This window comes from Neisseria sp. P0001.S005, assembly GCF_051963715.1.
Map to the genome: position 1 here is coordinate 1 of NZ_JBQCTZ010000116.1, position 11138 is coordinate 11138.

15 protein-coding genes are annotated in these 11138 nt (G+C 48.3%); 8 read left to right on the forward strand and 7 right to left on the reverse strand.

The features are described from left to right. The 7 genes from bamC to ACTHSP_RS13235 all read left to right on the forward strand — a co-directional run. The coding region (gene bamC, locus ACTHSP_RS13205; RefSeq protein WP_440346249.1) for an outer membrane protein assembly factor BamC at positions 1 to 1059 on the forward strand (1059 nt) is incomplete at its 5' end. A gap of 122 nt (positions 1060 to 1181) precedes the next feature. Beyond that, positions 1182 to 1412 (forward strand): NGO_0222 family membrane protein, encoded by a 231-nt coding sequence (locus ACTHSP_RS13210; protein ID WP_314511623.1) that lies wholly within the window; start codon positions 1182 to 1184, stop codon positions 1410 to 1412. Positions 1413 to 1421: 9 nt separating this feature from the next. Then, the gene (rdgB, locus tag ACTHSP_RS13215) at positions 1422 to 2015 is read left to right on the forward strand and encodes an RdgB/HAM1 family non-canonical purine NTP pyrophosphatase (protein ID WP_314511621.1); all 594 of its coding nucleotides are present in this window, start codon (positions 1422 to 1424) and stop codon (positions 2013 to 2015) included. Between the two features lie 75 nt (positions 2016 to 2090). Continuing rightward, positions 2091 to 2600, forward strand: a complete 510-nt coding sequence (locus tag ACTHSP_RS13220; protein WP_128582751.1) for a hypothetical protein — start codon at positions 2091 to 2093, stop codon at positions 2598 to 2600. 59 nt (positions 2601 to 2659) lie between these two features. Continuing rightward, on the forward strand, positions 2660 to 3016 hold the full coding sequence (locus tag ACTHSP_RS13225) for a thioredoxin family protein (RefSeq protein ID WP_314511619.1): 357 nt from the start codon (positions 2660 to 2662) through the stop codon (positions 3014 to 3016). Positions 3017 to 3112: 96 nt separating this feature from the next. Continuing rightward, positions 3113 to 4288, forward strand: a complete 1176-nt coding sequence (gene hemW / locus ACTHSP_RS13230; protein ID WP_314511616.1) for a radical SAM family heme chaperone HemW — start codon at positions 3113 to 3115, stop codon at positions 4286 to 4288. Positions 4289 to 4423: 135 nt separating this feature from the next. After that, positions 4424 to 4966: an opacity family porin gene (locus ACTHSP_RS13235; protein ID WP_049344773.1), complete on the forward strand. Its 543-nt coding sequence runs from the start codon at positions 4424 to 4426 to the stop codon at positions 4964 to 4966. Between the two features lie 113 nt (positions 4967 to 5079). Here the strand turns inward: ACTHSP_RS13235 and ACTHSP_RS13240 are convergent, their stop codons facing one another. From ACTHSP_RS13240 to ruvB, 7 genes are all read right to left on the reverse strand, one after another. Continuing rightward, positions 5080 to 5448, reverse strand: a complete 369-nt coding sequence (locus ACTHSP_RS13240; RefSeq protein ID WP_314511614.1) for a VanZ family protein — start codon at positions 5446 to 5448, stop codon at positions 5080 to 5082. Further along, positions 5445 to 5654, reverse strand: a complete 210-nt coding sequence (locus ACTHSP_RS13245; protein ID WP_314511612.1) for a dioxygenase — start codon at positions 5652 to 5654, stop codon at positions 5445 to 5447. The genes ACTHSP_RS13240 and ACTHSP_RS13245 overlap by 4 nt, the downstream gene beginning before the upstream one ends. Before the next feature lie 103 nt (positions 5655 to 5757). Next, the gene (gene pth, locus ACTHSP_RS13250; RefSeq protein ID WP_003683307.1) at positions 5758 to 6336 is read right to left on the reverse strand and encodes an aminoacyl-tRNA hydrolase; all 579 of its coding nucleotides are present in this window, start codon (positions 6334 to 6336) and stop codon (positions 5758 to 5760) included. A gap of 54 nt (positions 6337 to 6390) precedes the next feature. Then, positions 6391 to 6663 (reverse strand): RnfH family protein, encoded by a 273-nt coding sequence (locus ACTHSP_RS13255; protein ID WP_128580650.1) that lies wholly within the window; start codon positions 6661 to 6663, stop codon positions 6391 to 6393. After that, positions 6656 to 7087 (reverse strand): type II toxin-antitoxin system RatA family toxin, encoded by a 432-nt coding sequence (locus ACTHSP_RS13260; protein WP_003683270.1) that lies wholly within the window; start codon positions 7085 to 7087, stop codon positions 6656 to 6658. The genes ACTHSP_RS13255 and ACTHSP_RS13260 overlap by 8 nt, the downstream gene beginning before the upstream one ends. 89 nt (positions 7088 to 7176) lie before the next feature. Then, positions 7177 to 9084 carry an ATP-binding cassette domain-containing protein gene (locus ACTHSP_RS13265; protein ID WP_314511609.1) on the reverse strand — a complete coding sequence of 636 codons (1908 nt, stop codon included), beginning with the start codon at positions 9082 to 9084 and terminating at the stop codon, positions 7177 to 7179. A 128-nt stretch (positions 9085 to 9212) separates the two neighbouring features. Further along, complete coding sequence (gene ruvB / locus ACTHSP_RS13270; protein ID WP_314511607.1) at positions 9213 to 10244, reverse strand: Holliday junction branch migration DNA helicase RuvB; 1032 nt, start codon at positions 10242 to 10244, stop codon at positions 9213 to 9215. Between the two features lie 216 nt (positions 10245 to 10460). Between ruvB and cmk the strand changes: the two genes are divergently transcribed. After that, positions 10461 to 11120, forward strand: coding sequence for a (d)CMP kinase (cmk, locus tag ACTHSP_RS13275; protein WP_314511604.1), 660 nt, complete (start codon positions 10461 to 10463; stop codon positions 11118 to 11120). Positions 11121 to 11138 lie beyond the last annotated feature (18 nt).

Genomic DNA, 11138 nt, shown 5'->3' on the forward strand with positions numbered 1-11138 from the left:
GAACAACCCAAACTCGACTATCAAAGTCAATCACACCGCTTGGTCAAACTGGAAGTACCACCTGATTTGAACAACCCAGACCAAGGCAACCTCTACCAATTACCGGCAGGCAGCGGCGCCGTCCGCGCCAGCGACTTCAACAAACGCCGCACCCAAGCCGTACAACAACCTGCCAATGCAGAAGTTTTGAAATCCGTTAAAGGCGTACGCCTTGAGCGTGACGGCAACCAACGCTGGTTGGTTGTCGATGGCAAATCGCCTCGCGAAATTTGGCCTTTGCTGAAAGTGTTCTGGCAAGAAAACGGTTTCGACATCAAATCTGAAGAACCTGCCATCGGCCAAATGGAAACCGAGTGGGCTGAAAACCGAGCCAAAATCCCTCAAGACAGCCTGCGCCGCCTGTTGGACAAAGTCGGCTTGGGCGGCATCTACTCTACCAGCGAACGCGACAAGTTCATCATCCGCATCGAACAAGGTAAAAACGGTTCGACTGACATCTTCTTCGCCCACAAAGGCATGAAAGAAGTTTATGCCGACCGTAAAAAAGACACTACGATGTGGCAGCCGGGTGAAAACGACCCTAACCTCGAAGCCGCATTCCTCGCCCGCTTTATGCAATATTTGGGCGTTGACGGTCAGCAAGCCGAACAAGCTCTGACCCAAAGCGTTGCCGCCCGCAGCAATGCTTCTGAGTTGGCCCGTGTGGACAATGGCACTCTGTTGCTGGCAGGCGATTACGGCCGCAACTGGCGCCGTACTGCCCTTGCGCTTGACCGCATCGGCCTGACTGTTATCGGTCAAAATGCCGAACGCCGCGCCTTCTTGGTTCAACAAGCGCCAACCGAAGGCGAAGCAGTTGCCAATAAAAAACCAGGCCTGTTCAAACGCGTATTTGGCAAAGGCAAAGCAGAAGCGCCAAAAACTTATCCTGAAATCATCGTTTATGTTGAGCCTATCAACAATGGCGCACGCCTCCATCTGTTGAACAAAGACGGTAGCCCATACAAAGGCAGCGATGCCTCCACATTGTTGAGCCGCCTGCACACAGAATTGCGTTAATCCGTTATTCGACTTAAGGCCGTCTGAAATATTCAGACGGCCTTTTTAACGAATCCGGCATGGTTTCAAATTCCCAATCTGACGTTATAATCAGAACATTTTTCCCCATTACCCAAGCTGCCATGACCCGACAAAAAGCCTATCTGATCCTGACCGCCCTGTTTACCCTGATGTTTATCGTACTGATTCTGTTGGGCGCTTATCTTCTGAGCATTCACAGCAAACAATTTGCCGTTGCCGCCTTTCTGTTTGCCTTTGCGGCCGTTTTTGCCCAAATCGGCAGCCTTGCCCTTTACATCCGCCACAAAGCACGCGCACAAATGGCTCGTATGCAGCAAACCGAAAACCATTAAGGAAAAACCATGTTTGAAAAAATCGTCCTTGCCAGTGGCAACGCAGGCAAACTCAAAGAATTTTCCCGCCTTTTTGCCGACTTAAACATCGAAGTCCTGCCACAATCACAGTTCAATACGCCCGAATGTCCCGAGCCGTACCATACCTTTATTGAAAATGCCCTGGCTAAAGCACGTCATGCCGCCAAATACAGCGGCTTACCGGCACTTGCCGACGACTCCGGCATCTGCACCAACGCCTTAAACGGCGCACCCGGCATTTTCTCCGCACGTTATGCAGGCGAAAACCCCAAATCCGATGCCGCAAACAACGCCAAACTCTCTGCCGATCTTGCCGATAAAGACGACAAAAGCTGCTACTACGTCTGCGTACTCGTACTCGTCCGCCACGAAAACGACCCGCAGCCCATCATCGCCGAAGGCATCTGGCGCGGCCAATGGCAGGCCGAAGCAGCCGGTACAAACGGCTTCGGCTACGATCCGCATTTCTATTTGGCCGAACATGGTTGCACCGCCTCCGAGCTTAACCCTGAAATCAAAAATGCCGAAAGCCACCGCGCTCAAGCATTGCGTGAATTGTTAAGAAAAATCGAATCCTTATAAATCGATAATAGGCCGTCTGAAAACCTGAAACGTTTTTTTAGATGTTCTAAATCCAACAAATAATGGAAGAAATCCATGTCCCCTAAGCAAATCTTGATTGTCGCCATCCGCTTGGTCGTTTTAATCGGTATCGTACAAACGCTTGGCAGCATCGCGACCATATTCGTACAGACAGAAAGCATGTATGACAGTAAACAAATCTCATCCGTACTGATGCTCTACGGCTTGTATTTAATTGCATGGCTGCTGCTATGGTGTTTCCCTGCCGCCATTGCCAACCGCCTGTTGCCCGAACATCTGCAAACCGTACAGGAAGCCCCAAAACATCCTGCACCATGGCTGACAACCGGTATTGTATTAATAGGCATATATACTGTTTTCCAAGCTATCCCCGACCTAATTTACCAGTTCTCTCTCTATCTTTTTGTACAGTCTATTGCTATCGACACACATACATCCGTTTGGGCGGACCTCGGCGCACAAAACCAAGCCGGTATACTTGCCAATATCGCGCAGCTTTTTATCGGCATTTTCCTGCTATTCGGTGCACCCAAACTCTCGTCTTGGATGCGAAAAAGACTTTAACTACATAAAAACAACAGGCCGTCTGAAACCTTCAGACGGCCTACCTCACATTCATTCCCATGCCCACACCTGAAGAATTGGCAGCCTTTGCAAAACACGTCGCTGCCTTCATCCCAACCATACCTGACGAACTTCTTCAACTCATTGACGGTCAAGAAACTGCTATCGTCTTTTTAGGCAAACCAAGCTGTTCATACTGTCGCCGTTTTGTTGCAAAACTGTCTACCGTTTCCTTAAACAAACAACTTACCATCCACTTTACCGACAGCAGCAACAAAATAGCTTTAAAAACTTTTCGTGAACAACACGGCATCAAAACTGTTCCCGCACTACTCAAAATCTCACAAGGCAAAATAAAATTCGTCTGCAATTCCAAATTATCAGAAGAAGAAATTGAAGCTTTTTTGAGCGCTTAGACTTCGCATATTTCCTACTAATTACTTTCCCAGCCTACATTTCAGTTAAAATAACGGCCTAAAAATTTCAGACGGCCTTAAGCCTCAACACATACCATGACCCAAATCACTTTCCAACGCCCCGGTCAGCTAACCGCCCTGCCTCCTTTATCACTCTATATCCACATTCCATGGTGCATCAAAAAATGCCCGTATTGCGACTTTAATTCCCACAGCCTGAAAAACGGCCTGCCGGAAGAAGCCTATATCGATGCCCTACTAACCGACTTGCAGCTTGAATTGCCCAATATTTGGGGCAGACCGGTGGAAACGATATTTTTCGGTGGCGGTACGCCCAGCCTGTTTCAGGCGGAATCGATTGACCGCTTGTTAAGCGGCGTGCGTTCGCTGTTGCGCTTGCAACCCGAAGCGGAAATTACTTTAGAAGCGAACCCGGGCACATTTGAAATTGAGAAGTTTCAGGGATTTAAAGATGCAGGTATTACGCGTCTGTCTATCGGCGTACAAAGTTTTAACGACGATATGCTTGCTCGATTGGGACGCGTTCACAATGGCAAAGAAGCCCTGACAGCCATTGATACTGCATTGAAACTATTTGATAAAGTCAATATCGATTTGATGTATGCCCTGCCAAACCAAACGGTTCAGACGGCCTTAAACGATGTGCAAACCGCTATTGCAACAGGCGTATCGCATATCAGTGCCTATCATCTGACAATGGAACCGAACACGCCTTTCGGTCATACGCCGCCCAAAGGATTGCCACAAGATGAAGCGGCATTGGACATCGAAGATGCCGTACACAGCGAATTGGAAGGCGCAGGCTTTATCCACTACGAAACATCGGCTTTTGCAAAAGCTAATATGCAGTGCCGCCATAATTTGAACTACTGGCAGTTCGGCGATTACTTAGGGATAGGCGCAGGTGCACACGGCAAAATTTCCTATCCCGACCGTATTGAGCGAACTGTCCGCCGTCGTCATCCCAACGACTATCTTGCCGCCATGCAGAGCAATCCGCATGAAGCAGTCGAACGCAAAACTGTTGCTGCCGAAGACCTTCCATTCGAGTTCATGATGAACGCCCTGCGCCTGACTGACGGCGTACCTGCTTCAATGCTGCAAGAACGTACCGGTGTACCCACTGCAAAAATCATGGCACAAATCGAAACCGCCAGACAAAAAGGCCTGCTTGAATCAGACCCGACCGTGTTCCGCCCGACCGAACAAGGCTGTTTGTTCTTAAACGATTTGTTACAGTGTTTTTTATAAGTGCGATTTTACAACAGCTGACACATTTTTAGATTTGCTTAATTTTCCACAAGAAAATACAATCAGAATAATTGTTGGGAATGAACAATCCCGGCGATTATCCACTACTCCTAATCCTACATTAAGGACAAAACAATGAAAAAAGTTCTGGTAACACTGATTGCTCTTTCCCTGCCTGCATTTGCATTGGCTGATGAAACCAAAGGTTTTTATGTTCAGGCTGATGCTGGTCATGCTACTGTAAAACTGGGTGGCGCATCAATTAAAGGCTTTAGCCCTCGTATTTCTGCAGGCTACGATTTCGGTGATTTCCGTGTTGCTGCCGACTATACGCATTATAAATCTGCAAAGATTAATGTACCTTCGGTATATGCTGAGGCTAAATATCACAGTGCCGGTGTATCTGCTATTTATGATTTTGACCTGCAAGCTCCTGTAAAACCTTATGTAGGTGTTCGCCTGGGTCTTAACCACTCTACTCATAAATATCAAACAGCCGAACAAACAGCTGAACGTAAGGATACTAAAATTGGCGTAGGTGCAATGGCTGGTGTAAGTTACGATGTAACTCAAAATGTAGCACTGGATGCAGGCTATCGCTATAACCACTGGAGCAAGATCAATAACGTTAAGCTCCATTCCCACGAAGTATCTGCCGGTGTACGCGTAAAATTCTAATATTTAAATACTTGGCATGAAGTAACGATTGCTTCATACATCAAGTAACAAAAGGCCGTCTGAAACCTATTTCTCAGAATTTCAGACGGCCTCTTTAAATTTTTTAAATATGTCTACCTTTTTGCTGCTTTTACTTTTTCTGCAAACCACAGCGCCGCAGCCGTACCTGCCATATCGGCAATGCCGTCCGCGATCGAACCCTGGCGCGTAGTAGTCAGAAATGCCTGAGCCAGCTCGCTTCCTATTGCAAACAATAAAGCGGCAAACAGAATGCCTTTATAGGGAATATTCCTATTGTCTTGAATAAATATTTTTGCGCACAGCCATGCCTGTCCGAAAAACAGTCCGAAATGGCCAACTTTATCAAAATGGGGAAATGGTGGAGCGCTATTGCCGCCCTCTTTGAAAAGTAAGGCATAAATGGCGGCGGCAAACCAGATAAAGGCAGCGGCAGTGAATTTGTTTAATGGTAAGGCTTTCATTTGTCGGCCTCTTCATCCAGCCATGTTTGGCAGATATCTGCCAAGCGGACAAATTTCCCACCCCGCGCCTTCAAAATATCACGCCATTGTGCCACTTCTTCTGCATCCGGGGCATCTTCAATACTGCATTCGTAAAGGCAGAAGTCTAATGTTTCGCCAACAATGCCCGGGGGTTCGGTCTGCATAAGGTTGGTCAGTTCGTTCATATTTACTGTTTCTTCGATTGGTTTATCGCTAGCCAGACTGCGCCGTCTGTTTTCAGGCCGTCTGAACATGATGTACAAGGTTGCCCGTTTGATTCGGGTACGCTTACTTACTGTGTAAAAAACGTGTTGCCTCTTCCCATTCGCCATTCAACACGGCCGGCAATCCTTGCAGGGATTTAGCAATGGAGTCATCAATTTGCTGTCTGTGTTCTGCTGACGGTTTATTCAACACATAACCGACAACCAGATTACGGTCGCCAGGATGATCAATACCTAAGCGTAGACGGTAGAAATTAGGCGTACCCAAACGAGCCTGAATGTCTTTGAGGCCGTTGTGTCCGCCGTTGCCGCCGCCAAGTTTGAATTTGATACGGCCGCATGGAATATCCAGCTCGTCATGAACCACCAAGATTTCCTCCGGTTTAATCTTGTAAAACTGAGCCAAAGCGGCTACTGCCTGACCGGAGCGGTTCATAAAGGTCATGGGTTTGAGCAGCCAAACATCGCCATCCGGCGTAGTGGCGCGCGCTACTTCACCGTAAAATTTCTTCTCATCTTTAAAATTGACTTTCCATTTCCATGCCAGTTCGTCCAACAGCCAAAAGCCGACATTGTGGCGCGTTTGTTCGTATTCTTGGCCTGGATTACCCAAACCGACGATTAATTTAATTTTCAAGCTCATTACTGTTCTTTCAGTTTGACAGGCCGTCTGAAAAAGTTTCAGACGGCCTTCGATTTATTCTTGCCCGGCGCGTTTACGTCGCGCTTCTTTCGGATCAATCAACAATGGACGATAGACCTCAATCCGATCGCCATCGCGCAACACAGTTTCGTCTTTCACAGCCTTGCCGAAAATACCCAAAGGCGCTTGCTGTAAATCCAACTCTGGGAATTCCACCTCCAAACCGCTTTGCAGGGCAGCTTCGCGTATGGTTGTACCTTCGGCAACGGTCATGCTCTTCAACACTTGCCTATCGGCCAGTCCGTAAACAATTTCAATCTCAAGCATAGCGGCGGTCGGCCTCTTTAATAAAAGCATCTACCAGCGTACCGGCAAGATGACCGAACACCGGGGAAATCATGGCAGAGAGTACGGCATTGGAGAAATCGTATTCTAATCTGAATTCGACTTTGCACATATCATCGCCCAAATCGATAAATTTCCAAGTGCCGCGCAGGGTTTTAAACGGCCCTTCGAGCAAATCCATGCGGATTTCCTGCCCTGGGATATTGTGGTTGTGCGTCGCAAACGACTGCTTGACGCGCATATAGTCCATAAACAGGCGCGCTTTTAGTTCGTTGCCTTTGCGTTCGATGACTTCGGTCTTGCTGTACCACGGCAAAAATTTTGGATAGTCCTCAACTTTGTCCACCAGCTCAAACATTTCCTTAGCACTATGCAGCACCAATACGTTTTTCTCGACTTTTTTCATGTGGTTGTAGACCTTGTTTTTGAATATTTGGGGTTCAGACAGCATGATTTAGAAAAATATCTGCCCTACTTTGGGACAAAATTTCAAATTTAAACCGCTTCGCCATTTTGTTTCGCTTCCAGCCATTCCCAGCGTTCCAGCTTTTCCAAAAGCGACATCTCGATTTCTTCAGCCCTGCTTTGCAATGCGCCTGCTTTTTCGTAATCTTTGAAAATTTCAGGATCGGAAAGCTGGGTATTGATTTCAGCCTGCTCGGTTTCCAAAGTGGCGATTTCGTCAGGCAGGGCATCGAGTTCGCGCTGTTCTTTATAGGAAAGTTTGACCGTGCGGTTGGCTTTAGGTTTAACTTTCTCAGGCTCGGCAGCCGCTTTAGGCGCAGAGGCCGTCTGAATTTTATCTTCCCGCGATTTTGCGTCGATATAGTCCTGATAGCCGCCGATGTATTCTTTCAGACGGCCTTGTCCTTCGAAAACAATGCTTTGGGTAATCACGTTATCAAGGAACATACGGTCGTGCGAGACGAGGAATACCGTGCCTTGGTAATCGCGCAGCAGGTCTTCGAGCAGCTCTTGGGTGTCGATGTCCAAGTCGTTGGTCGGTTCGTCCAAAACCAGGATATTGGCAGGACGGGTAAAGAGTTTTGCCAGCAGGAGGCGGTTGCGTTCGCCGCCGGAGAGTGATGAAACGGGACTTTGTGCGCGGGCTGGATGGAACAGGAAATCTTCCAAATAGCTCATCACATGCTTTTTCTTACCACCGACTTCAACGTAATCATTGCCCTGTCCGAGCGTGTAAAACACGGTGTCGTTTTCATTCAACGCGCTGCGGAACTGGTCAAAATAGGCAACTTCCTGCTTGCTGCCGATGCGGATTCTGCCGTAGGTCGGCTGCAATTCGCCCAAAATCAGCTTAAGGAAGGTGGTTTTACCGATACCGTTTGGACCGATTAAGCCGATTTTGTCGCCGCGCTGTAAGATGGCGGAGAATTTGTCCATGATGACTTTGTCGCCATAGGCAAACGAAGCATGTTCCAATTCGGCGATGATTTTGCCGCTTTTCTCGCCGCTGTCGAGCTTAAAGTTGACCTGCCCTTGTACGTTGCGGCGTTCGGCGCGCTGGCGGCGCAGTTCTTCCAAACGGCGCACGCGGCCTTCATTACGGGTACGGCGCGCTTCGATGCCTTTGCGTATCCATGCTTCTTCCTGAGCATGAAATTTGTCAAACAGGCGGTTGTGTTCTGCTTCGACTGCCAACTCTTGCGCTTTTTTCTCGCTGTATTTGGAGAACGAGCCGGGATAGGAGCGCAGAATGCCGCGGTCAAGTTCGACGATGCGCGTGGCGATGTTGTCCAAAAAACGGCGGTCGTGGGTAATCACGACCAAGCTGCCTTCAAACGCTTTGAGCAGGTTTTCCAGCCAGATAATCGCGTCAATGTCCAAATGGTTGGTCGGTTCGTCCAGCAGCAATACGTCGGGCTTTTGCACCCAAGCCTGCGCCAAGGCGACGCGCTTTTTCTGACCGCCGGAGAGGTTGCCGATTTTTTCGTTTTCCGGCAACCCCAGTTCCCCCAAAGTCTGCTTAACTGCCGCATCCAGTTTCCAGCCGTCCTTCGCTTCAATTTCAAGTTGCAATTCATTGAGCTCTTTCAACAAAGCCTCACTCGAACCATTTTCCAACTCATGGCTGACATGATGATAACGGCGCAATAAATCGCGAATTTCGCCCAAACCTTCGGCAACGGTATCAAATACGGTTGCGTCCTTATCAAAAAAGGATTCCTGCGGCACATAAACAATTTTAAGGTTGTTTTGAACAATAATCTGCCCGTCATCGAGCTTTTGTACGCCTGCAAGAATTTTTAAAAACGAAGACTTACCCGCGCCGTTGCGGCCGATTAAACCGATTTTCTCGCCGCTGTCGAGTTGAAAAGAAGTTTTATCGAGCAAGGCGACGTGGCCGACGGCAAAAGAAGCATTTTCTACGGATAAGATATTCATGGGGAAACTTCAAAAAAGAAAAGGGGGACATTTTAACCGATTATCGGCAGATATTTGCCGACAATCATATGAATATGAAATTGAAAGTATCAGGCCGTCTGAAAGCAGTTTTCAGACGGCCTTCATTATTATTCTTGAACCTTCAAACCGAAATGCAGATAAGCTCGTTCGGTTGCTACGCGTCCGCGCGGTGTACGCTGCAAAAAGCCCTGCTGAATCAGATATGGTTCAATCACATCTTCGATGGTATCGGTCGATTCGCCAATCGCAGCAGCCACGTTTTCCAAACCGACAGGACCTCCGCTGAACTTGTGCAAAATCGCCTCAAGGAATTTTCTGTCCATCACATCCAAACCCTGACCGTCCACATCCAGCATACTCAAGGCAGCATCGGCAATTTCCGCATCAATGACGCCGTTGTTTTTCACATCGGCATAATCGCGTACACGTCGCAAAAGGCGGTTGGCAATGCGCGGCGTACCGCGGCTGCGCTTGGCCACTTCCATCGCGCCCTCGTCACCCATATCCAACTGCAACAATTGTGCGGAACGGGCGACAATAGTCGCCAAATCTTTATTCTGATAAAACTCTAATCGGGATACGATACCGAAACGGTCGCGCAAAGGGTTGGTCAGCATACCGGCGCGGGTCGTCGCGCCTACCAATGTAAACGGCGGCAAATCGATTTTGACCGAACGCGCGGCCGGTCCTTCGCCTATCATGATGTCCAACTGATAATCTTCAAGCGCAGGATAAAGGATTTCTTCAACCACTGGGCTTAAACGGTGGATTTCATCAATAAACAGCACATCATGCGGCTCGAGATTGGTCAACAAGGCTGCAAGGTCGCCGGCACGTTCCAAAACCGGGCCACTGGTTTGACGCAAATTAACGCCCAATTCTTTGGCAATAATGTGCGCCAAAGTAGTTTTGCCCAAACCCGGAGGACCAAACAGCAAAGTGTGGTCAAGCGCTTCGCCACGTTTTTTCGCCGCCTGAATAAAAATGGCCAACTGCTCTTTTGCTTTATCCTGCCCGATATAGTCGTCTAAAGTTTTCGGACGTAAAGCGCGTTCAAGCAATTCTTCCTGAGCGGAAATATTTTGAGCAGTGATAATGCGCTGAGGTTGTGCAGAAGTAAGATTATCGGCTTGTAACATAATGTTTCTAAATTCTAAGACCGTTCTCGACCCGTTATTTCAGACGGCCCGAACAATCAGATAAAGCGGTTAAATTATGATTTTGGCCATTATACCCGATAAGGCCGAGCCGCTTTTCCCTCAAATCTAAATCACACAAAAATTTTCGTTTTCAGACGGCCAAAGCAACGTATAATAAACGGTTAATTCAAATACCTATCGCATTCAGGAGAACACATGAGCCTCAAGCAAAAAGTCATCGCCATCGACGGCCCCAGCGCATCCGGCAAAGGGACGGTTGCCTCACGCGTAGCCGAAGCCTTGGGTTTTCTTTACCTCGACTCCGGTGCGCTTTACCGCCTGACCGCGCTTTACGCACAAAAACAAAATGTTGCCTGGACAGATGAAGATGCCGTCAGCACACTGGCAGAAACCTTGCCCGTACAATTTGAAGGCAGCGTCGTATTATTAAACGGCGAAGATGTATCCGAGCAAATCCGTACCGAAGCCATCGGCATGGGCGCATCTGCCGTCGCGCAGTTGCCTAAAGTGCGTACCGCCCTTTTACAACGCCAACGCGACTTCCTAACCGAAAAAGGTTTGGTCGCCGACGGCCGCGATATCGGCTCGGTTATTTTCCCTGATGCCGCATTAAAAATTTTCCTGACCGCGAGTGCCAATGTCCGCGCCCAACGTCGTGCAAAGCAACTCGGTATCCCATGCGAAGGCGTTGCATTCGAGCGTATTTTGTCGGACATTGAAGCGCGCGACGAAGCAGACCGCCGCCGCCCTGTTGCTCCGTTGAAACAGCTGCCCGACGCCCTGCTTTTAGATACCGATAACCTTTCTATCGAAGAAGCTGTAAAAAAAGTGCTTGATTGGTATCATAAAGTTTAAAATTTGGAGTATAATCGC